The 21,692-nt window shown below is 60.8% G+C and carries 16 protein-coding genes and 1 pseudogene; 13 read left to right on the top strand and 4 right to left on the bottom strand.

Annotated features, from left to right (window positions below):
• Positions 1 to 75 precede the first annotated feature (75 nt).
• A complete protein-coding gene (locus CKA81_RS05395) occupies positions 76 to 1,095 on the bottom strand; it encodes a LysR family transcriptional regulator (protein ID WP_128354376.1) in 1,020 nt (339 codons plus the stop codon).
• A gap of 183 nt (positions 1,096 to 1,278) precedes the next feature.
• Between CKA81_RS05395 and CKA81_RS05400 the strand changes: the two genes are divergently transcribed.
• The 6 genes from CKA81_RS05400 (at position 1,279) to CKA81_RS05425 (ending at position 10,414) form a co-directional block, all read left to right on the top strand.
• On the top strand, positions 1,279 to 2,481 hold the full coding sequence (locus CKA81_RS05400; RefSeq protein ID WP_128354377.1) for an efflux RND transporter periplasmic adaptor subunit: 1,203 nt from the start codon (positions 1,279 to 1,281) through the stop codon (positions 2,479 to 2,481).
• Between the two features lie 24 nt (positions 2,482 to 2,505).
• Positions 2,506 to 5,688: an efflux RND transporter permease subunit gene (locus CKA81_RS05405; protein WP_128354378.1), complete on the top strand. Its 3,183-nt coding sequence runs from the start codon at positions 2,506 to 2,508 to the stop codon at positions 5,686 to 5,688.
• Between the two features lie 18 nt (positions 5,689 to 5,706).
• Entirely contained in the window at positions 5,707 to 7,191 is a 1,485-nt protein-coding gene (locus tag CKA81_RS05410; RefSeq protein ID WP_394342532.1) for an efflux transporter outer membrane subunit, read from the top strand.
• 4 nt (positions 7,192 to 7,195) lie between these two features.
• Positions 7,196 to 8,119 (top strand): 5'-methylthioadenosine/S-adenosylhomocysteine nucleosidase, encoded by a 924-nt coding sequence (locus tag CKA81_RS05415; RefSeq protein WP_128354380.1) that lies wholly within the window; start codon positions 7,196 to 7,198, stop codon positions 8,117 to 8,119.
• 81 nt (positions 8,120 to 8,200) lie between these two features.
• Positions 8,201 to 9,169: a DUF808 domain-containing protein gene (locus tag CKA81_RS05420; RefSeq protein ID WP_128354381.1), complete on the top strand. Its 969-nt coding sequence runs from the start codon at positions 8,201 to 8,203 to the stop codon at positions 9,167 to 9,169.
• Positions 9,170 to 9,262: 93 nt separating this feature from the next.
• Entirely contained in the window at positions 9,263 to 10,414 is a 1,152-nt protein-coding gene (locus CKA81_RS05425; RefSeq protein WP_128356596.1) for an AI-2E family transporter, read from the top strand.
• Positions 10,415 to 10,423: 9 nt separating this feature from the next.
• Here the strand turns inward: CKA81_RS05425 and CKA81_RS05430 are convergent, their stop codons facing one another.
• Positions 10,424 to 11,353 (bottom strand): YicC/YloC family endoribonuclease, encoded by a 930-nt coding sequence (locus CKA81_RS05430; RefSeq protein WP_128354382.1) that lies wholly within the window; start codon positions 11,351 to 11,353, stop codon positions 10,424 to 10,426.
• A 131-nt stretch (positions 11,354 to 11,484) separates the two neighbouring features.
• Here CKA81_RS05430 and rph point away from each other — a divergent pair, with 131 nt between their 5' ends.
• Positions 11,485 to 12,201 carry a ribonuclease PH gene (gene rph / locus CKA81_RS05435; protein WP_128356598.1) on the top strand — a complete coding sequence of 239 codons (717 nt, stop codon included), beginning with the start codon at positions 11,485 to 11,487 and terminating at the stop codon, positions 12,199 to 12,201.
• On the opposite strand, the gene CKA81_RS05440 is transcribed toward rph, so the two are convergent.
• Together CKA81_RS05440 and CKA81_RS05445 are read right to left on the bottom strand one after the other, a co-directional pair.
• On the bottom strand, positions 12,190 to 13,554 hold the full coding sequence (locus CKA81_RS05440) for an MmgE/PrpD family protein (protein ID WP_128354383.1): 1,365 nt from the start codon (positions 13,552 to 13,554) through the stop codon (positions 12,190 to 12,192). The two genes, rph and CKA81_RS05440, sit on opposite strands and share 12 nt — an antisense overlap.
• Positions 13,555 to 13,578: 24 nt before the next feature.
• Complete coding sequence (locus tag CKA81_RS05445; RefSeq protein WP_128354384.1) at positions 13,579 to 14,736, bottom strand: acyl-CoA dehydrogenase family protein; 1,158 nt, start codon at positions 14,734 to 14,736, stop codon at positions 13,579 to 13,581.
• 112 nt (positions 14,737 to 14,848) lie between these two features.
• Between CKA81_RS05445 and CKA81_RS05450 the strand changes: the two genes are divergently transcribed.
• The 6 genes and pseudogenes from CKA81_RS05450 to ntrC all read left to right on the top strand — a co-directional run bounded on the left by CKA81_RS05450 (position 14,849) and on the right by ntrC (position 21,684).
• Positions 14,849 to 15,763 (top strand): LysR substrate-binding domain-containing protein, encoded by a 915-nt coding sequence (locus CKA81_RS05450; protein WP_128354385.1) that lies wholly within the window; start codon positions 14,849 to 14,851, stop codon positions 15,761 to 15,763.
• A complete protein-coding gene (gene rdgB, locus CKA81_RS05455; RefSeq protein ID WP_128354386.1) occupies positions 15,756 to 16,361 on the top strand; it encodes an RdgB/HAM1 family non-canonical purine NTP pyrophosphatase in 606 nt (201 codons plus the stop codon). The genes CKA81_RS05450 and rdgB overlap by 8 nt, the downstream gene beginning before the upstream one ends.
• Positions 16,358 to 17,548, top strand: coding sequence for a radical SAM family heme chaperone HemW (gene hemW, locus CKA81_RS05460; RefSeq protein ID WP_128354387.1), 1,191 nt, complete (start codon positions 16,358 to 16,360; stop codon positions 17,546 to 17,548). Before rdgB ends, hemW begins: the two co-directional genes overlap by 4 nt.
• Before the next feature lie 177 nt (positions 17,549 to 17,725).
• Positions 17,726 to 19,138, top strand: a complete 1,413-nt coding sequence (glnA, locus tag CKA81_RS05465; protein ID WP_128354388.1) for a type I glutamate--ammonia ligase — start codon at positions 17,726 to 17,728, stop codon at positions 19,136 to 19,138.
• Positions 19,139 to 19,184: 46 nt separating this feature from the next.
• Positions 19,185 to 20,234, top strand: a complete 1,050-nt coding sequence (glnL, locus tag CKA81_RS05470) for a nitrogen regulation protein NR(II) (protein ID WP_128354389.1) — start codon at positions 19,185 to 19,187, stop codon at positions 20,232 to 20,234.
• Positions 20,231 to 21,684: pseudogene (gene ntrC, locus CKA81_RS05475) on the top strand (nitrogen regulation protein NR(I)). The gene glnL and the pseudogene ntrC overlap by 4 nt, the downstream one beginning before the upstream one ends.
• The last annotated feature ends 8 nt before the right edge of the window (positions 21,685 to 21,692 follow it).

Raw genomic sequence — 21,692 nt, forward strand, 5'->3', positions numbered from 1 at the left:
ACGGCCCTGCCTGCCTGGAGCGAGCAAACCCCATGCCCGTGCCGCGTCAGCAGTCAGCAGTCAGCAAACAGCAGCTTATGCCATGCTTTCTTCGCGGTTGCTTTCTTCGATGAGGTCGCGCAAGGTATTGCCCGCGGGAGGCTTGGCGCCGAACACGCAGTCGCGGGTATACGGCTGACAAACCTTGGAGTGGTCCATGAGCGGGCAAGACTGGAAGAGTTCGCTGATCCAATCCACAAAAACACGCACCTTTGCCGACAGATGACGGTTTTGCAGATAGACCACGGATATCGGCATGGGCGGAGGAGTCCAGGGCGTAAGCACTTCTTTTAACTGACCCGAAGCCAGCAAGGACGCGACCATATACCGGGGCGGTTGGATCATGCCAAAGCCCTTCAGACCGCACATGACATAAGCCTCTGCGTCGTTGACCGATACGGAGCCTTTCATGACGACCTCGGTGGGCTTGCCGTCCACCGTGAAGGTCCAGTTGACGTTGCGTCCGGTGCGCGCGGAAAAATACTGCACCGCGTGGTGCTTGTGCAGGTCTTCCAGACTTGTCGGCATGCCGTGGCGTTCGACGTAAGCCGGCGAGACGCAGGTGATGCCTTCGAAGTTGCCGATACGCTTGGCCACCATGGTGGAGTCTTGCAGTTCACCCACTCGTATGACGCAGTCCACCGCTTCTTGCACCATGTCGACCGGTCTGTCGCTAAGCCCGATAGCCAGTTCGATGTCGGGATAGCGTTGATGAAAATCGCATAGTGCCGGGATCAGGATAAGGCGGCCCAAGGACGGCGGCGTATCGATGCGCAAGCGGCCGCGCGGGCCACGTGCGACGTCGTGAAAGGCTGCCTCCGCCTCTTCGACTTCTCCCAATATCTGGACGCAACGCTCGTAATAGGCGGCCCCATCCGGTGTCAGGCTCAGCCGGCGCGTCGTGCGGTTCAGCAATCGCGTTTTGAGGAAGCGTTCCAGATTCTGAATAGTGGTAGTGACGGTAGCGCGTGGCAGACCCAGGGTTTCGGCTGCCATCGTAAAGCTATTGGCGTCTACCACCCGTGTGAACACCTGCATGGCTTGGAAGCGATCCATCGCAGCTCCAGATTGATTGTTCGATAAAAGAGAATAGTGTTTCCGAAATATGGCTATTTATCGGAATTCGAGAAGAATCAATAATACATCCACTTCATCGAAATTCATATCGTGTTCGTCCCGATCCTGGACAACGCCTAGCGCCATCCCGATTGCGCCGAACACGCACTGCAAGGATAAAGCATGTCATCAGTACATAAGCGATACGTCGCCGTGGGTGTGGCGGTGGCGCTGCTGGCGGGCGCGGCCACTGCCTTTAAAGTTTATGCCGACGCCGAGCCGTCTTCTTTGCCTTCCTCCTCGCCAGTCGCGGCGGTGGAGGTCGCTACCGTTGCCGCACGCGACATGGTCGACTGGCGCGAGTACGCCGGACGGCTTGAAGCGGTGGACCGGGTTGCCTTGCGGCCCCTGGTGTCGGGAACTTTGGTGGGGGTGCACTTTGCCGATGGCGCTTTGGTAGAGGCGGGCGATTTGTTGTTCACCATCGATCCGAGGCCTTATGAGGCCGCTGTCGATCAGGCCAAGGCCGCGCTGACCGCCGCCCAGGCGCTTGTGGCTTATACGGCGTCCGATGTTGCACGCGCCAAACGACTGCTCGCCAATAATGCCACGGCAAAACGCGATGTCGACGAAAAGCGCAATGCCGCTCGCGTCGCCGCTGCCGACTTGCAGGCCGCTCAGGCACGCCTGGAATCCGCGCAACTGGATCTGGAGCACACACGGATAACCGCCCCCATCTCGGGCAGGATGTCGCGCGCTGAAGTGACAGAGGGCAACGTGGTTGCCGCCGGGCCGGCTGCGGCGCCGCTTGCGACGCTGGTTTCCGTGGCGCGCATGTATGCCTCTTTCGAGCTCGATGAACCCACCTTTCTGGCTTCAGTCAGCCAGGCAAGAATGGGTCAGGCGAGGGTGCCCGTGTTGCTGGGGCTGACCGGCGAGGCGGGCTACCCACGCTCGGGCGAATTGGCTTCGGTCGACAACGTACTGGATCCGGCCTCCGGCACCATAAGGGTACGCGCCGTCTTCGATAATCCGGACGGCAGCCTGGTGCCCGGCTTGTTTGCGCGAATAAAGTTGGGCTCGAGCGCGGCCCGCCCCGCCATCCTGATCGACGAGAAAGCCATAGGCACCGATCAGAACAAGCGTTTCGTCGTTGTGGTCGATGAGCACAACAAGACGGCATATCGGGAAGTCCATCTGGGGGCCACCCAAGAAGGTCAGCGCGTAGTCGAAGCCGGCTTGCGGGCTGGCGAGCGCATCGTCGTCAATGGCCTGCAACGCATACGCCCCGGCGATCCGGTCCGGCCGCTGCCAGCACTTGCAAGCGCGGGTAGCGACGCAACCAACGTCGCGGCGCGCCAGGCTTCGGCAGACGAGAACTCATAGACGGCGTAGTGCCGCGGAAATCCCATGAACATTTCGAAATTCTTCATCGACCGGCCGATCTTTGCCGGCGTGCTCTCGATCCTGATCCTGCTGGCGGGGAGCCTGGCTGTCTTTCAACTGCCCATTGCCGAGTACCCGGAAGTTGTTCCGCCTTCGGTCGTGGTTCGCGCGCAGTTTCCTGGCGCGAATCCCAAGGTCATCGCGGAGACCGTTGCTGCACCCTTGGAAGAAGCGATCAACGGCGTGGAAAACATGCTCTACATGCAGTCGCAGGCAAACAGCGACGGCAACTTGACGGTCACGGTGCACTTCAACCTGGGCATGGATGCCGACAACGCCCAGCAACTGGTGCAAAACAGGGTGTCGCAGGCCTTGCCGCGCTTGCCGGAAGACGTGCAGCGGCTAGGCGTGACCACCGTCAAGACTTCGCCGACGCTGACTATGGTGGTGCACCTGGTATCGCCGGACCAGCGCTACGACGTCACTTACCTGCGCAACTACGCCATCCTTAATATCAAGGACCGCCTGGCGCGTGTTCCCGGCGTGGGCGAAGTGCAGGTATGGGGCGCCGGCAATTACTCCATGCGTGTCTGGCTGGATCCCGGCAAGGTCGCTCAGCGCGGGCTGACTGCCAATGATGTGGTGGCGGCCATCAGGGAACAGAATGTGCAGGTGGCAGCCGGCGTGATCGGCGCTTCGCCGACCTCGGCCGAAGTACCCATGCAGTTGTCGGTCAACGCGCAAGGGCGCCTGCACACGGTGGAGGAATTCGGCGACATCATAGTCAAGACGTCTGCTGATGGCGGCGTGACCCGCCTGGACGATGTGGCCCGCATTGAACTGGGCGCGGCTGAATACGGCTTGCGGGCGCTGCTCGATAACAAGCCTGCGGTGGGCATAGGCATAATGCAATCACCGGGAGCCAATGCCTTGGCTGTTTCTGACGAGGTCAGGGCGGTCATGCAGGAATTGTCTGTGGACTTTCCGCCATCAGTGGAAAGCCAAATCGCCTACGATCCCACGCAGTTCGTGCGCTCAAGCATCAACGCCGTCATCATCACCTTGCTGGAAGCGATAGCGCTGGTCGTATTGGTGGTTATTGTGTTCCTGCAGACCTGGCGTGCGTCCATCATCCCCTTGCTGGCGGTGCCCGTCTCTATTGTGGGCACCTTCTCGTTGATGCTGGCATTTGGCTACACCATCAATGCCCTGTCCTTGTTTGGGCTGGTGTTGGCCATCGGCATTGTTGTGGACGACGCCATTGTGGTGGTCGAAAACGTGGAGCGCAATATCAGCCAGGGCTTGTCGGCGCGCGATGCCACCTACCAGGCCATGCGGGAAGTCAGCGGACCCATCATCGCCATTGCGCTTACCCTGGTTGCCGTGTTCGTGCCGCTGGCCTTCATGACCGGCCTTACGGGTGAATTCTTCAAGCAGTTTGCGATGACCATCGCGATCTCGACGGTCATCTCGGCGTTCAACTCCTTGACCTTGTCGCCCGCCCTGGCGGCCCTGCTGCTGAAGGGACACGATGAAAAGCCCGACAGACTGACTCGTGTGATGAACCGTCTGCTGGGCGGGTTCTTCAGTCGATTCAATAGGGTATTTCAGCGTGGCTCGGACCGCTATGCCGGCGGGGTAGGCGGCGTCATCCGTCACAAGGGCGCAAGCATGCTGGTGTACGGCGTGCTGCTTGCCTTGACGGTCGGTATTTCGTATACGGTGCCTGGCGGTTTTGTCCCGGCGCAAGACAAGCAGTATTTGATCGGCTTCGCGCAGCTGCCCAGCGGTGCCTCCCTGGACCGTACCGAAGCCGTCATTAAAGAAATGACCGATATCTCCTTGAAGCATGCAGGTGTGGAAGGCGCGATTGCGTTTCCGGGCTTGTCCATCAATGGATTTACCAACAGCTCCAGTGCGGGCATTGTGTTCGTCATGCTGGACGCTTTCGACAAGCGCAGCACCGACGATTTGTCCGCCGATGCCATCGCCGCGTCCCTGAACCAGCAGTTCGCGGGCGTGCCGGAAGCATTCATCGCTGTCTTTCCCCCGCCCCCGGTGATGGGGTTGGGGACCATGGGTGGCTTCAAACTGCAACTGGAAGACCGGGGTTCACTGGGCTATGCCGAGCTGGACGCCGCCGCGCAGCGGTTTCTCGCGGCTGCTCGCGAAGCGCCGGAGCTGGGCGGCGCATTCACCAACTATCAGATCAACGTGCCTCAATTGGATGTCCAGCTTGATCGCGTCAAGGCCAAGCAGTTGGGCGTGCCCGTGACGGACGTCTTCGAGACCATGCAGATCTATCTGGGATCGCTCTATGTAAACGACTTCAATCGTTTCGGTCGTGTTTATCAGGTCAGGGCGCAGGCCGATGCGCCGTTTCGCTCGCGGCCGGAAGACATCATGCAGTTGAAGACGCGCAATGCGCAAGGCGACATGGTGCCCTTGTCGTCGCTGGTGTCCGTCACGCCATCATACGGACCCGAAATGGTGGTCCGCTACAACGGCTATACCGCCGCCGACATCAATGGCGGTCCGGCACCGGGCTATTCGTCGGACGAAGCCCAGGCGGCGGCTGAGCGGATCGCGGCGGAAACCCTGCCGCGCGGCATCCGGTTCGAATGGACCGATCTGACTTACCAACAGATTTTGGCAGGCAATGCCGGTGTCTGGGTGTTTCCGATCAGCGTATTGCTGGTGTTCCTGGTGTTGGCGGCCCTGTACGAAAGCCTGACCCTGCCGCTGGCGGTCATCCTGATCGTGCCCATGAGCATCCTGGCTGCATTAACCGGCGTCTGGCTTACCGGCGGCGACAACAACATCTTTACGCAGATCGGCCTGATGGTGTTGGTGGGCTTGGCTTGCAAGAACGCCATATTGATCGTGGAGTTCGCGCGCGAGCTCGAGCTGCAAGGCATGCCGACCCGCAAGGCGGCCATCGAAGCCAGTCGCTTGCGCTTGCGACCCATATTGATGACGTCGATCGCTTTCATCATGGGTGTCGTGCCACTGGTTCTGTCCAGCGGAGCCGGTGCCGAGATGCGCCACGCCATGGGCATTGCCGTGTTCTTCGGGATGTTGGGTGTCACGCTTTTTGGCCTGTTCCTGACCCCGGTCTTCTATGTCCTGTTGCGTTCGATGGGCTCGAAGCGCTTGCGTACGGCAGGCACCAGCCATGCGCCTGCCACCGTCGCCCACGAATCCTGATCAATAACGGAGAGCATTTTGAAGAGCATTTCACGAAGCAAGTTGCTGGTCCTGACCCTGGCCCTCGTGCTGGCAGGCTGCACGGCAACTCCCACCTACGAGCGCCCGACGGTGGATATGCCGGCTAAGTTCAAGGAAGCATCACTCAGCCCCGCAGAGGCCGGCCGTTGGAAAGCGGCACAACCCGCCGATGACCTTGCGCGCGGCCGCTGGTGGGCGATATTTGCTGACCCGGTACTTGATTCCTTGCAAGCGCAGGCGTTGGCGGCTAACCAGGACCTGAAGGCGGCGGCCGCTAGAGTCAAGGCGGCGCGTGCCGTGCATGAACGCGCGGGCGCGGAGCGCTATCCGCAAATGGATGCCGGCGTCGGGCCCATGCGTCAACGCGCCTCCAACGCCTCGCAGGGCCTGGGGGCGGATGCGCCGAACGGCGCGGCGACCTTGTGGCGGGCAGAGGTGGGTCTGGCCTATGAAGTCGATCTGTTTGGCCGCGTTGCGGCGACCGTCGATGCCGCCGATGCTGACGCTCAGCAGGCGGCCGCCCTGTATCACTCGGTTCAACTGGCCTTGCAAGCCGATGTTGCGCAAACCTATTTTCTGATCCGGCAACTGGATGCAGAGCAAGCCTTGTATCGCCAAACCGTTGATCTGCGCGAGAAGACATATGGATTGGTGCAACGCCGGTACACAGAGGGCGATATCAGCGAGCTGGACCTGGCGCGTTCGGAAACCGAACTGGCTGCGGCCAGGTCCGAAGCCTTGGCGGTTACCCGACAACGTGCGGCCGCCGAGCATGCTTTGTCCATCCTGCTGGGCAAGCCGCCAGCCTATTTCGACATCGCGCCGGGTGAGCTGCAAAGAGTCCAGGTCAGCATACCGGCGGGCTTGCCATCGTCATTACTGGAGCGCCGACCCGACATCGCCGCCGCAGAACGCCGCATGGCGGCTGCCAACGCGCGGGTGGGCGCTGCCCGTGCCGCATTCTTCCCTCGGCTGAACCTGACGGGGGCCTATGGTTACGAGTCGACCGATCTGGGCGATCTGTTCGAGTGGTCCAGCCGCACATTCCTGCTCGGGCCGCTCGTGGGGACGGTGTTGTCCTTGCCTATATTCGATGGTGGGCGCCGGCAAGCCGACGTAGATAGGGCCCGCGCCGCCTACGAAGAAGACGTGGCGCGCTATCGCCAAACCGTGTTGCAGGCTTTCCGCGAAGTAGAGGATGGTTTGTCCGCGCTGCGTATCCTGGGCGAACAGACGGCCGTGCAAGACAAGGCGGTGCAGGCGGCCGGCCGTGCCGCCGAGCTGTCGCAGATCCAGTATCGCGAGGGCTCGGTCAGTTATCTGGATGTGATCGATGCAGATCGCGTGGTGCTGCAACAGAAACGGACGTCTGTGCAACTGGACGGCTTGCGGGCGCGCGAAGCCGTCAATCTGGTCCGCGCCATAGGCGGCGGTTGGGAAAAGCCGACTACACTTAACGCTTTGTCACAATCATCCGGTTAAGGACATGGCTCGTTTCTTCCGTTTTTGCTTTAGCACTTTGTTTTTGTTTGTTGTTGTTCTTGGCCCGCCGCGCGTCTGGGCCCAGCAATGGTTCGATGCCACCCCGCGCATTGCAGTGATTTCGGCATTCGAGCCCGAGCTGGCGCTGCTGCTTGACGAGCTCACAGAACCTGCCAGCTATGAGGCCAATGGCCTTACCTTCACGACGGGTACGCTTGAAGGCAAGCCGGTGGTCATGTTCCTGAGTGGTATCAGCATGGTGAACGCCGCCATGAACACCCAACTGGCACTGGATCGCTTCCGTGTGTCGCATATCGTGTTCAGCGGGATTGCCGGCGGCGTGAATCCCGACCTGCACATCGGCGACGTCACCGTTGTCGAGCGCTGGGGACAATACCTGGAAGTGCTGATGGCGCGCGAAACCGGGCAGGGCGTGTACACGCCACGAGACGGCGAGGCCATGCCGTTCCAGAACTTCGGCATGATGCATCCCCGTACCATCAAGGCCCGCTCGGCTAAGCTGCCGCAGGTGCATCGCAAGTTTTGGTTTGATGTCGACCCGCAGATGCTGGCCGTTGCACGCAACATGGGCGATGCCGGCCTGCTTGCCTGCGACGCCCAAGACCGCTGTCTGGATCGTCCGCCGCAAGTCGTCGTGGGCGGGAATGGCGTATCGGGACCGGCTTTTGTCGATAACGCGGCCCTGCGCGAATATGTGTTCGACACTTTCCAGGCAAACGTGCTGGACATGGAAAGCGCCGCCTGCGCCTTGGTTGCTTACAGCAATGATGTTCCCTTCATTGCGTTCCGGTCGCTAAGCGACTTGGCTGGCGGTGGCAAGGGCGCCAATGAGATGCACACTTTCATGAATATCGCCGCCGACAACTCCGCCAGGGTTGTGCTGGCTTTCCTGCGGGCCTGGAACTAGCTTTTCTGCTTGTAACGGCACTCGTCGCAAGTTCAAGCAACCTGTACCATCCCTTTAACGATAATCATGACGGGGGTGGCGATGGCTGCAGGCAGCTTGTTGGCTTTGCTGGACGATATTACGACGGTCCTGGACGACGTTGCCTTGCTAACCAAGATGGCGGGCAAAAAAACCGCCGGCGTCCTGGGCGATGACATTGCCCTGAATGCGCAGCAGGTCTCTGGCAGCGTCGCCCATCGCGAGTTGCCGGTGGTATGGGCGGTGGCCAAGGGTTCGTTCCTCAATAAGCTCATACTCGTACCCTTGGCGCTCGCCATCAGCGTGTTCCTGCCGATTGCCATTGTCCCCTTGCTGATGATAGGCGGTGTCTACCTTTGCTATGAAGGCGTCGAGAAGGTGCTCCATTCGCTTTTCCATCCCAAGCAAGAGGATCACCCGGAAATCATCGACTCCTCCCACGGACCTGCGGACCGTACCGCCAGCGCGCTGAACCTGAACCCGCCCGACGACGGACCCACCCCGGAAGAGACAAAAATCAAAGGCGCCATCCGCACGGATTTCATCCTTTCGGCTGAGATCGTCGCCATTACCCTGGGTACGGTGGCGCAGGCTTCGTTTTCCGTCCAGGCCACGGTGGTGAGCATCGTCGCGATTGCGATGACCGTAGGCGTCTATGGCTTCGTGGCGGGCGTTGTGAAGCTGGACGACGCAGGCCTCCACCTTCAACAGCGACAAGGGCAGGGCGCTTACGATGGCGCATTGCGCAGGCTGGGTACAGGCATACTGGCTTTCGCGCCTTATCTTATGAAGGGCTTGTCCATCGCCGGAACCGCCGCCATGTTTCTTGTGGGTGGTGGCATCCTGGTGCATGGCATACCCGGGGCCGAGATCACCATCCACCACATTCTGCATATCGACAACGACATCCAGGGCTGGGGCGAGGCAATCACGGCGGCGATCGGCCCCATGCTATTCAATGCGGTGATAGGCATCGCCGCGGGGGCCGTCGCGCTTGGCATTGTCCAGGGCATCGCCAAATTGCGCGGCTAGGCTTGCGTATCGTGGCCCCGCGATCCACGCGAGGCAGCGGCAAGCCGATTCGTGATATTGTCGAAACCTTCCGTCGTCATTACTTACGTCAACATGCAACCTGTCTTGCCCGCTTATCTGATCGCTCGCTGGCTACTTGTGCTGGTCGTACTGGTGGGGCTGTACTTCCTCAGCGGCTTCCTGGTTCCGGTCCTGGCCGCGCTGATCATCAGCCTTGCCAGTTGGCGCCTGTATCGTCGGCTGGAGCAGGCATGCAACGGACGCAACGCGGTGGCCGCCAGCCTGGCGCTCATCATCGTCATTCTGGTGTTGATTATTCCGCTGTCGCTGGCCTTGAGCTATGCCATACAGGAAGCCAACAGCTTTATTGGCTGGACGCTGGCAGCCAACCGGCACGGCATGCCGACGCCCGCCTGGATACCAGCCCTGCCGCTGGTCGGCGAGCGACTGGCCGAGTACTGGGCCACCTATCTGGGCGAGCCGCATGCGTTGGGCGAAGTGGTCGAGCTGGTCAGCGGCGAGCATCTGGGCAACATCTACCGGATGCTGCTGTCGGCCACCGGCGACATCTTCCGTTTGCTGCTGACTGTGGTGTTCATGCTGATTACGCTGTTTTTCATCTACAAGGATGGCATGCGTATTCTCGGTCAGCTCGATATCGTCGGAGAACGCATCCTGCCCGGGCGCTGGCAGCGCTTTTCCCGCGTGGTTCCCGCCACCATCAATTCCACCGTCACCGGCATGGGCTTGATCGCACTCGGAGAGGGCGTGGTGCTGGGTACGGCTTACTGGGTTGCCGGTGTGCCTTCGCCCGTACTACTGGGCGTGATCACCGGTTTCATGGCATTGATCCCCGGCGGTGCGCCGCTGGCTTTTTCGCTGGTTTCGCTTTATTTGGTGGGTTCGGGCAATGCCATGGCCGGCCTGGGTTTGTTCGCCTGGGGCGCTATAGAACTGTTCATTGTGGACAAGACACTGCGTCCGCATCTGGTCGGCGGACCGGTCAAGCTGCCATTTTTGCCTACGTTTTTTGGCTTGGTCGGTGGGGTCAAGACCATGGGTCTGGTCGGGCTGTTTATCGGGCCGGTGCTGATGGCATTGCTGGTGGCAATCTGGCGCGAGTGGATACACGAGGACGATCACACGCTGGAGCCGATTGTATTGCCGCCCGAGGCGCTGGTGCCACCCCATACGCCGGCTGGCACCGCTGCAGGCTTGCGGGTTCCCGTTACGCCGCCCGAATAGGACTGCCGCTTATTCGATATTTTGCGCTTGTTCGCGCATTTGTTCGATCAGTAGTTTCAGGTTGATGGCGGCGCGGGTGACGCTCAGGGCGCTGGCTTTCGAGCCCAAGGTATTGGCTTCGCGGTTCATTTCCTGGAACAGGAAATCAAGGCGCTTGCCGGCGCTACCGCCGCTTTTGGCCGATGCTGCAGTTTTGACCTGGGTATCACTGCCGAGCAGATGCTGCAATTCGGCGATGTGGGAACGCATTCTGGACAATTCTTCGGCGACGTCAATACGCAAAGAGAACAAGGACGCTTCCTGTGCGATTCGGGCCGAGAGCTCCGGCCCCGTGATGTGCATATACCCCTCGGGGCTGGCAGAGGTCAGCGCGTCTCGCAGCTTGTTGCCCAGCTTGGCCTGATGCTCGGCCAGCATGGCGGGCAGATCTTTCTCGACTTCGTCAACGATGGCGCTTACCTGCGCGGCACAGTCAAGCATCATGTCGGCCAGCCGTTGGCCTTCGCGTTCGCGTGCCTCCTGCAACTGGCCGATGGCCTGGGCGGCTGCCTCGCGGCACATGGCCGTCCAGATGTCGGGATCAAAGCCTTCGGATTCGGTGCCCGACACCATCAGTTCCGCCAAACGCGGTGCCGGAAGGTCGGGGATTATCTTGCGGGCTTGCGCAAGTTGCGCTGCCATCTCGCGCGCATAATCGACATCAAGTACCGGCCGACCGCCTGTGTCGGCTCGGGTATAGTTGACGCGCAGGTCTATCTTGCCACGCTTCAGTACCTTGCCCAGCTCGTCGCGCAACGCGCCTTCGGCCATGCGCAGGTCGTCGGGCAGGCGAAAATTGATATCCAGATAACGGCTGTTGACGGTTCGGCACTCTACACTGACTGTGCCTTGCGGGGATTCGGTTCGTCCGCTGCCAAAAGCGGTCATGCTGCGTATCATCGGGTTTACCTTTGCGCTATTGTTGCCGCTTATTGTAAGCCGGTCTCATGCGACAATCATTCGCCGACCCTTATCATCTTAATCAGGAGTTTCGTTTGTCCGACAGCCAACTGCCACTATCGTCCACCGCCATGCGTCCAGCGGGACGAGCAGTCCATGCACTACGCCCGCTGACCATGGAGGTCGGCTACACGCGCCATGCCGAAGGGTCTGTCCTGATACGTGCCGGCGACACCCATGTATTGTGCAACGCCAGCATTCTGGAAAAAGTGCCGCCATTTCTGAAGGGCAAGGGGCAAGGCTGGGTGACCGCCGAGTACGGAATGCTGCCGCGCTCTACCCATACCCGTTCTGACCGGGAAGCCGCGCGCGGCAAGCAAAGCGGCCGCACCCAGGAAATACAGCGCTTGATCGGGCGCAGCTTGCGTGCGGTATTCGATCTATCCGCCTTGGGCGAACGCAGCCTGCAACTGGATTGCGATGTATTGCAGGCTGATGGCGGCACGCGTTGCGCGAGCATCACTGGCGCCTGGGTGGCGGCAGCCATTGCGGTGCAGGGTCTGATGGAACGCGGGGTATTAAGCAGCAATCCCATTCTGGATCAGGTCGCCGCCGTATCGGTAGGCTTGGTCAACGGTACTGCGGTGCTGGACCTGGACTACGAAGAAGACGCCGGTTGCGGCGCCGACATGAACATTGTCATGACAGGCGCGGGTCAATTCGTAGAAGTGCAGGGCACGGCCGAAGGGCAGACCTTCGACCGCGCCCAACTGAACACGCTGCTGCAACTGGCCGAGGGCGGCATTACACAGTTGCTGGCTCTGCAGAAGCAGGCGCTAGGCCAGTAGCCGGCCCACCATGCTGGTGTCGGCCAGGCCCCAGATACGGCCGATCAGTGCCTGGACTTCCGCTGGCGTAGCGGCATTGCGGTAGGTTCCCAGCCTCAAGGCCTTGTCTTCCAGTTCGGGGCGCGACAGCGTATTGCCCGGATCGCCCTTGGGTTCGTCGACACGTGCTGCCAGGCTGCGGCCGTCCGTGGTTTGCACTCTTACCTTGCCCAGCCACTGGCGCGGGTAAGCCGCATCGACTTCAGGATCCAGCTCCATCGTGACCCGCGAACGAAAATCCGCGATGCCGGCGTCGTGGAGGGCGGCGTCAAACTCGGGCAAGCCGGCACGGCCATGCGTGGCGATCAGGCCCAGCACCGTGCCCATCGAGAATTTGGATTGATGCACCGTGACCGGATGCGTTACCGGGCCAAGCACGTCGATAGCGCCCTGATGCACCTGTGCAACCACTGAAGCGATCTGGTCGGCGCCCAGGCCGTGCGTGTGCATCAGCGCTTGCAAGGCATCGGCGGCCGGGTGTGTATGGCGGCACGAGGCATGAAACTTGAAGGAGGTTTCAAGTACGGTCCAGCGGCTGCCCAGCCCGTCGGTAAGGCGGGACGGGTCGGCGTCGGTGGACATGCCGGCAGCCATCCCTTGCGAGCCTTCAAGTATGCGTTGTGCGCCCGTGAATCCATCCAGAGCCAGGTAGGCAGCACTGACCCCGTTGCTGGCTGCCTTGGCGGTATGCAATTGCTTGGAATCAGCGCCATCGCGCAAGAACTCCCACAAGCCGGCCGCTTGCGTTCCGGCCGAGCCCAGCGCGTTCAGCATCTGCTTCTTGTCCAAACCCAGCAGGCGCCCTACGGCCACGGCCGAGGCCAGTGCGCCCGCCGTGCCGGTGGTATGGAACACCTTGTAATGCGAGCGGCCCAGGAATTCGCCGATGCGTATGCCGGCTTCGTAGCCGGCCACGCAGGCCGTCAACAAGTCAGGCCCAGAGCGGCCCAGCGCCTGGGCCACTGCTATGGCCGGCGGAAAAACCACGGCTGCCGGATGGAACACCGAGCCATTATGGACGTCGTCCTGTTCGACCATGTGTGCCGAGGCCGCATTGACCATGGCGGCGAACAAGGGGCTGGTCGTCTTGCGTGTGACCATGTTTTCGGACGGACCGCTGGTCGGGCCCATGATGTCGGCCAGATGCGCTATTGCCTGTACCGAGCGGGCGCTGGACCCGGCCAGTATCGATGCCACGCAATCGAGCATCAGGTCTTCAGTGCGGCGCAGAACTTCGGGCGGGATGTCTTCGTAGGCAAGTTGCGCGGTGAACTCGGCGAGCTCGGCGCTTGGGTGGCTGGTCGTGTCGGGCATGGCAATCTTGAAGTGAAGCTGCAGTTAAAAGGAGCGGGGCAGTCCGAGGACATGCTCGGCGACGTAAGACAGGATCAGGTTGGTCGAAATGGGAGCAACCTGGTAGAGCCGCGTTTCGCGGAATTTGCGTTCTATGTCGTATTCGTTAGCGAAACCAAAGCCCCCATGGAACTGCAGGCAGGCGTTGGCGGCTTCCCAGGAGGCATCGGCCGCCAGCAGCTTAGCCATATTGGCTTGCGCGCCACAAGGCTGGTGGGCGTCGTACAGTCGGCAAGCCTCAAAGCGCATCAAGCTGGCAGCCTCTATATTGATATGAGCGCGCGCGATGGGAAACTGCACGCCTTGATTCTGTCCGATGGGGCGGTTGAATACAATGCGCTCCTTGACGTATGCCGACACCTTGTCGATAAACCAGTGCCCGTCGCCTATGCACTCGGCGGCGATCAGGGCGCGCTCGGCATTGAGGCCGTCCAGGATGTACCTGAAACCTTTGCCTTCCTCGCCGATGAGGTTCTCGGCAGGGATCTCAAGATTGTCAAAGAACAGTTCATTGGTCTCGTGATTGACCATATTGGGGATGGGGCGCACCGTCATCCCGTGCTTGACGGCATCATGCAGATCGACCAGGAAGATCGACATGCCTTCGGATTTTTTCTTTACCTGATCCAGTGGTGTCGTGCGTGCCAGCAGTATCATCAGGTCCGAGTGCTGTATGCGCGAAATCCAGACCTTCTGGCCGTTGATGACGTAGCGATCGCCCTTGCGCACGGCCGTGGTCTTGATCTTGGTCGTATCGGTGCCTGTGGTGGGTTCGGTAACGCCCATGGACTGCAAACGCAGTTCGCCACTGGCGATGCGGGGCAGGTATCGCTGCTTTTGCTCGTCCGAGCCATGGCGCAGTAAAGTGCCCATGTTATACATTTGCCCGTGGCAGACGCCAGAATTGCCGCCATTGCGGTTGATCTCTTCCATGATCACCGATGCCGCCGTCAGGCTCAGCCCCGAGCCGCCGTATTCCTCGGGTATCAGGGCAGCCAGCCATCCGGCCTCGGTCAAGGTTTTGACGAACTCGTCCGGGTAACCGCGCTCTTCATCGATCTTGCGGAAATACTCCGGTGGGAATTGCGCACAAAGGTCGCGGATTGCGTCGCGTATGTCCTGAAAAGCGTTGTCTTGCGTCATGAAGTCAATACCCGGGTTTAATTACAATGTCTATCACTTTGCCTGAATGCGTACAGCTTGCCAATTTGCGCTTGCTTAAGCATAGGTTTACCAATTTTGAAGAGAACGCCACATGGCCATGCACTTCGACCTGACTGACATGCAGCTTATGGTGAACGTCGCGAGCGCTCACAGCATGACAAAAGGGGCGGAAAGATCCTTTCTTTCGCTGCCGGCGGCCAGCAACCGCGTTAAAAACCTCGAAAGTCATCTGGGCACCGCTTTGCTGTACCGCAGCAGCCAGGGCGTAACCCTTACGCCGTCCGGCGAGGCCTTCGTCAAGCACGCTCGTGTGGTTTTGCGTCAACTGGAGCACTTGCGGGGCGATATCCAGGAGTACGCCAGTGGCGTGAAAGGCCGCGTGCGGGTGTACGCCAATACGACCGCTATGAACGAATTCATGCCTGCCATCCTGGCAAACTACCTTGGCGAGCACCGCGACGTCACGGTCGAACTGCGCGAGCGCCTGAGCTTTCAGGTCATCAAGGCAGTCGTGGACGGTTCGGCAGACATCGGGATCACGGCCCAGGTTGGCGGCGGGGAAAACATCGAGTTTCTTCCCTACCGTACCGACAGACTGGTGCTGGTCACGCACGTGGATCACCCCCTGGCGGGTAGCGCCGTTGTCAACTTCGATGAAACATTGGCCTATGACTACGTTGGCCTTTCGGAAACCAGTGCGATCCACGCCTTCCTGCTGCAGGCGGCCGACGACCTGGGACGCATGTTGCGCTTTCGGGTAGAGGTCAGCAATTTCGAAGCCGCTTGCAGGATGATCGCCGCCCATGTCGGCATAGGCGTCATTCCGGAATCCGCAGCCGGCCGCTACGTGAAGGATTTGCCGCTTAAAATCATTCAGCTGGCGGATGCCTGGGCACTGCGGCGTCTGCATATCTGCGTGAAGCAGTTCGATAAACTCCCCGTATTCGCTAAAGAGTTGGTGTCTTTGCTGGTCAAGGATGCCGCGGAAGGTCGTCAACATGATTGAAGTCGTACTGGCATCGAACAATGCCGGCAAGGTAATAGAGTTCTCCGCCATTCTTGGCAAGGCCGGCATACTTATGCGTCCTCAAGGCGACTTGCAAGTCCCTGAAGCAGATGAGCCTTACTCGACCTTCCTGGAAAATGCCCTGGCCAAGGCCCGCCACGCCAGCCGGCTTACCGGTATGCCCGCGCTGGCTGATGACTCGGGCCTTTGCGTCAAGGCCCTGAGCGGTGCGCCGGGGGTGCATTCGGCGCGCTATGCGGCCATGCACGAGGGCGGCGCCAAGTCGGATGCCGCCAACAACAGGCGGCTGGTGCAGGAGCTTGCTTCATCCACCGACCGTAGCGCCTCTTATGTAGCGGTATTGGTATGGCTGCAGTCAGCCGACGATCCGCGGCCCATCGTCGTGGAAGGCACCTGGGAAGGAGAAATCGTGGACACCCCCCGGGGCAGCCATGGCTTTGGCTATGACCCCCACTTCTTTCTTCCCGCGCTGGGCAAGACGGTTGCCGAGCTTGTGCCGGAGGAAAAGAACCGACTAAGCCATCGCGCGCAGGCACTGCAGACGCTGCTACAGGCCTTGCGAGGGCGCCTTTCATGAAGAAGCCCACGGTCGTCCCCGGCCCCGGCGGCCGCAGTATTCTTTCCAGCTTGCCCCCGCTGTCCTTGTATGTGCATGTGCCATGGTGCGTACGCAAGTGCCCTTACTGCGATTTCAATTCTCATGAGCTCAACACCGAGGTGCCCGAGCAAGAGTATCTGGCGGCGCTCCAGGCCGATCTCGAGCAAGCCTTGCCGCTGATCTGGGGACGGCAGGTGATTTCGGTGTTCATCGGCGGCGGCACCCCCAGCCTGCTTTCGGCCCGCGCTGTGGACGATATGCTGGCAATGCTGCGCGCCTGCCTGAACCTTTTGCCGGATGCGGAAATCACCATGGAAGCCAACCCGGGGACAGTCGAGGCCGGACGCTTTCTGGATTACGCCGCCAGCGGTGTCAATCGGATATCGCTGGGCATACAGAGCTTCGATGACCGGGCGCTGAAGGCACTGGGACGCATACACGACGGTGCCCAGGCACGCTCGGCCATCGAGGCGGCGCAGGCGGCGGTCGACCGCGTCAACTTGGACATCATGTACGCCTTGCCCGGTCAGACGCTGGAGGGCTGTCGCAGCGATTTGCTGCAGGCCATGGACTATCAGACGGGCCATCTGTCTCTGTATCACCTGACGCTCGAGCCGAACACCGTGTTTGCGAAGTATCCGCCGGTGGTGCCGGACGACGATCTAAGCGCCGCCATGCAAGACTTCATTACCGACACCACGGCGGCGCGCGGTTGGGAACGCTACGAGGTGTCGGCCTATGCCCAGCCGGGCCAACGCAGTCGCCATAACCTCAATTATTGGGAGTTCGGCGACTATCTGGGTATAGGCCCTGGCGCCCATGGCAAGCTTTCCTTTCACGATCGCATCATCAGGCAGGCCAAGATCAAGAACCCGACTTCCTGGATGCAGAAGGCGGTACGGCGGGACGGCAGCCACCTTGCCGAAGATCGTGCCGTGCAGTGGAAGGAACTGGGTTTCGAGTTCATGCTTAATGCCTTGCGCCTGAAGGAGGGCGTACCGCGCAGCAGTTTCATCGAGCGCACCGGTCAGTCCATATTGGCGATTGCGCCGGCGATAGACAGCGCGATAAGCAAGGGCTTGCTGGAACCGGACAAAGAACGATTGCGTGCCACCGAATTGGGTTGGCGGTTCTTGAACGACTTGCAGGCAGAATTTCTCGATTAACGTTGCGCAGTAAACGGCTGGCGCACTACAATCTGCACCATATCGGTGCATCGAGCCCCAGTTTGGGGCTTTCTGTCTACTCTACGCACTTCCCAGGCTCACGTCGACGCCGAAAAAGCTGGCACGGACTTTGCGTAAAGCAGTGTGTCACCATTCAATCCAGGTTCAGGAGCCTATATGCCCACGCCCGAAGAAGTCATCAAGTTGATCGCCGATAAAGAAGTTGCCTTTGTGGATTTCCGATTCACCGACACGCTGGGCAAGGAGCACCACTTGACGGTACCGGCCGGTCTGGTCGATGAAGAGCGCCTGGAAGTTGGCGTAGCGTTCGATGGCTCCTCCATTGCAGGATGGAAGGGTATTGAAGCATCGGACATGGTGTTGATACCGGATGCCGGCTCTGCACGCATGGATCCTTTCCGCGAAGAGCCCACGCTAAACCTGACTTGCGATGTGGTCGAGCCTTCCGACCTGAAAGGCTACGATCGCGATCCGCGCTCCCTTGCAAAACGTGCGGAAGCCTATCTGAAGTCCAGCGGCCTGGGCGACACGGCTTACTTCGGCCCGGAGCCCGAGTTTTTCGTGTTTGACGGCATTACCTGGAACGACGACATGTCGGGCAGTTTCGTCAAGATCAAATCCGAAGAGGCACCGTGGTCGCGCTCTATGGATATGGAAGGCGGCAACCAGGGGCACCGCCCACGCGTCAAGGGCGGCTATGTGCCGGTGCCCCCGGTAGACTCCTTCCACGACATGCGTTCTGAAATGTGCTTGCTGCTGGAACAGCAAGGTGTCCCGGTCGAGGTGCATCACCACGAAGTGGCCGGAGCGGGGCAGTTGGAAATCGGCACACAATTCAGCACGCTGGTCGAGCGCGCCGACTGGAACCAAATCCTGAAGTACACCGTACACAATGTTGCGCACGTCTACGGCAAAACGGCTACCTTCATGCCCAAGCCCATCGTTGGCGACAACGGCTCGGGCATGCACGTGCACCAGTCCATCTGGAAAGACGGACAAAACCTGTTCGCCGGTAACGGCTATGCGGGTCTGTCCGAGTTCGCCCTGTTCTACATAGGCGGCATCATCCGCCACGCCAGGGCCCTGAATGCCCTGACCAATCCGGGAACCAACTCGTACAAGCGGCTGGTGCCCCATTACGAAGCACCCGTGAAGCTGGCCTACTCGGCGCGTAACCGGTCGGCCTCGATCCGTATTCCCTATGTGGGCAGCCCCAAGGGCCGCCGCGTGGAGGCGCGTTTCCCCGATCCGCTGGCCAACCCCTATCTGGCGTTTTCGGCGCTGATGATGGCCGGTCTGGACGGCGTCCAGAACAAGATCCATCCGGGCGATCCCGCCGACAAGAATCTGTACGATTTGCCGCCGGAAGAAGACGCAAAGATCCCAACGGTGTGCGTGACGCTCGAAGAGGCCATCGAGGCCCTGGATGCCGACCGCGAGTTCCTGACGCGCGGCGGGGTATTCAGCAACGACATGATCGATGCCTACATCGAACTGAAGCAAGCCGAGATCACGCGCTTGCGCATGACGCCACACCCCGTCGAGTTCGACATGTACTACAGCCTCTAGCCAGGTCGGGCGGCCAGGCCGGCGCCCATGGCCTTTTGGATTCGACATGGACGTCGCCAGTTACGACCTGCTCTCCACGGCTGTCCTGCTGCTGGATGAGTCCGGTCTCGTGCTGCGGGCCAACACGGCCGCAGAAGAGTTGTTCAGCATGTCGCGCCGCCGGCTTGTGGGGCAGGCGGCAGACAGGCTGTTCGATCCGGAGGCCGGATTGGCGGACCGGCTGCCTGAAGCGTTGGCGGGCCGGTTCGGCATACTGCGTCAGGACTGCATCATTGAGCACCCAGGTGGACGGCTGTCGGTAAGCCTGGTGATTGTTCCGCTGCAGGGCCTGCCCTGGGCGGGCTTGCTGGAAGTCAGGCAGATCGAACATCACGTCCTGCTGGACAAGCATCAGCAGTTAAGTAAAGAACTTGCGGCGCAACGCGAGTCGCTGCGCAATCTGGCGCATGAGATCAAGAACCCCCTGGGCGGCATACGTGGCGCGGCGCAATTGCTGCAGGCCGAACTGGGGTCTGAGTCGCTACAGGAATACACCCGCGTCATTGTTGCCGAGGTGGATCGCCTGGCGGGCTTGATCGACAGGCTGATCACGCCACAGGGCGGCAGCCTGGAACGGACTCGTCTGAACATACACGAGGTATGCGAGCGAGTCCGCAAGCTGGTGGGCGCCGAGTTTCCCAGCGTAGCGATCGAGCGGGATTACGACGCGTCGGTGCCCGAGCTGGACGCCGACTTCGACCGATTGTTTCAGGCCTTGTTGAACCTGACCCGCAACGCAGCGCAGGCGCTTACCGAGTCTGCCATGCAGGAAGTCCCACAGCTATGCCTGCGCACCCGGATTGGTCGCCAGCTGCTGGTGGCCACGCAGCAGATCAAGTTGGGCGTGGTGATTTCCGTGATCGATAACGGTCCGGGCGTACCCGGCGTCTTGCAGGACAAGCTGTTTCATCCGCTGGTCACGGGCCGGGCCAACGGCACGGGGCTGGGGCTGAGCCTGGCGCAGGAACTCGTGCAACAGCACGGCGGCGTGGTCGAGTTCGATACGCAAATGGGCCGCACGGAATTCCGCATGGTGCTGCCATTGGAGCAATTATGAAGCCGGTATGGATAGTCGATGACGACCAAAGCATACGATGGGTACTCGAGAAAGCACTGGACAGGGCCAATTTACCGGTGCGCAGCTTTTCGAACGCGGCCGATGTCATCGATGCCCTGAATTCGGAAACGCCCAGCGTGCTGATGACGGATGTGCGCATGCCCGGGCAAGATGGCCTGGCACTGTTGCACCAGGTCAAGCAGGCGCACCCCCACATGGCTGTCATCGTCATGACGGCCTTTACCGACCTGAACAGCACCGTAGCCGCGTTTCAGAAAGGGGCTTTCGAGTACCTGCCCAAGCCCTTTGACGTGAATGATGCGGTAGCGCTGGTCGAGCGTGCGGCGGCCATGACCGCAAGCCATGATGCTGACCAGGATGCCGGCACGACAGCGACCGGCGCGACAAACCCGGGTCGCACAATGATCCAGTCTTCGTCGCCCGCCATGCAAGAGGTGTTTCGCGCCATCGGCAGGTTGGCGGCGTCCTCTGTCACGGTATTGATCACGGGCGAATCAGGCACTGGCAAAGAGCTGGTTGCCCGGGCCCTGCACGAACACAGTGAACGGGCCAAAGGTCCTTTTGTGGCCCTCAACGCGGCGGCCATACCGAAGGACCTGCTGGAGGCCGAGCTGTTTGGCCACGAGCGCGGTGCCTTTACCGGGGCAACGCAACAAAGGCGGGGCCGCTTCGAAGAAGCACGCGGCGGCACCCTGTTTCTTGATGAGATCGGCGACATGCCTTTCGACCTGCAAACCCGCCTGCTCCGGGTGCTGGCCGAAGGCAGCTTCTATCGTGTGGGTGGATCACAAGCCATTCAGGCCGATGCCCGCATCGTGGCCGCCACGCACCAGCCTTTGGAGCAGCGCGTGGCCGAGGGCCGATTCCGCGAAGATCTGTTCCATCGTTTAAACGTCATCCGCTTGCGACTACCCCCTTGCGCGAGCGGCGCCAGGACATCGCCGGGCTGGTGGAACGTTTTATGCACGATAGCGCCGCCGCACTGGGGGTGCCGGTACGCCGCGTCTCGGCCGCAGCCCTGGAGGTGCTTTGCGCCTTCGATTACCCGGGTAATATCCGCCAGCTCGAAAACTTCTGCCAATGGCTGACGGTGATGTCACCCAGCCAGACCATCGACATCAAGGACTTGCCGCCCGAGCTGCGCGCCGAGGATGATGTCGTCGATGACGGTGAGCCGCAACGCAGGTCTGCCACAGCGCCGGCCAACTGGATGCAAGCCCTGGCCCACGAAACGCAAGGCAGGCTGTCGCGCAATGAGCCGGCCATCATGGCCACGCTGACGCGCGACTTTGAGCGGGTGTTGCTTGAGACCGCGTTGAGCTACAGCCGCGGCCGACGTGTGGAAGCGGCACAGCGCCTGGGCATGGGGCGCAATACCCTGACGCGCAAATGCGCCGACCTGGGCATAGACGGCGTTGATCGATCCTGAATCCTTAC

Origin of the sequence: Pollutimonas thiosulfatoxidans (assembly GCF_004022565.1) — a bacterium.
GTDB lineage: Bacteria > Pseudomonadota > Gammaproteobacteria > Burkholderiales > Burkholderiaceae_B > Pusillimonas_D > Pusillimonas_D thiosulfatoxidans.

Excerpts from the sequence above, each read along its gene's own strand:
- CKA81_RS05405 (WP_128354378.1), top strand. The coding sequence starts at position 2,506 with ATGAACATTTCGAAATTCTTCATCGACCGGCCGATCTTTGCCGGCGTG.
- CKA81_RS05450 (WP_128354385.1), top strand. The coding sequence starts at position 14,849 with ATGGCCATGCACTTCGACCTGACTGACATGCAGCTTATGGTGAACGTC.
- hemW (WP_128354387.1), top strand. The coding sequence starts at position 16,358 with ATGAAGAAGCCCACGGTCGTCCCCGGCCCCGGCGGCCGCAGTATTCTT.
- CKA81_RS05400 (WP_128354377.1), top strand. The coding sequence starts at position 1,279 with ATGTCATCAGTACATAAGCGATACGTCGCCGTGGGTGTGGCGGTGGCG.
- CKA81_RS05395 (WP_128354376.1), bottom strand. The coding sequence starts at position 1,095 with ATGGATCGCTTCCAAGCCATGCAGGTGTTCACACGGGTGGTAGACGCC.
- glnL (WP_128354389.1), top strand. The coding sequence starts at position 19,185 with ATGGACGTCGCCAGTTACGACCTGCTCTCCACGGCTGTCCTGCTGCTG.
- rph (WP_128356598.1), top strand. The coding sequence starts at position 11,485 with ATGCGTCCAGCGGGACGAGCAGTCCATGCACTACGCCCGCTGACCATG.
- CKA81_RS05445 (WP_128354384.1), bottom strand. The coding sequence starts at position 14,736 with ATGACGCAAGACAACGCTTTTCAGGACATACGCGACGCAATCCGCGAC.
- rdgB (WP_128354386.1), top strand. The coding sequence starts at position 15,756 with ATGATTGAAGTCGTACTGGCATCGAACAATGCCGGCAAGGTAATAGAG.
- glnA (WP_128354388.1), top strand. The coding sequence starts at position 17,726 with ATGCCCACGCCCGAAGAAGTCATCAAGTTGATCGCCGATAAAGAAGTT.
- CKA81_RS05430 (WP_128354382.1), bottom strand. The coding sequence starts at position 11,353 with ATGATACGCAGCATGACCGCTTTTGGCAGCGGACGAACCGAATCCCCG.
- CKA81_RS05415 (WP_128354380.1), top strand. The coding sequence starts at position 7,196 with ATGGCTCGTTTCTTCCGTTTTTGCTTTAGCACTTTGTTTTTGTTTGTT.
- CKA81_RS05420 (WP_128354381.1), top strand. The coding sequence starts at position 8,201 with ATGGCTGCAGGCAGCTTGTTGGCTTTGCTGGACGATATTACGACGGTC.
- CKA81_RS05425 (WP_128356596.1), top strand. The coding sequence starts at position 9,263 with ATGCAACCTGTCTTGCCCGCTTATCTGATCGCTCGCTGGCTACTTGTG.
- CKA81_RS05440 (WP_128354383.1), bottom strand. The coding sequence starts at position 13,554 with ATGCCCGACACGACCAGCCACCCAAGCGCCGAGCTCGCCGAGTTCACC.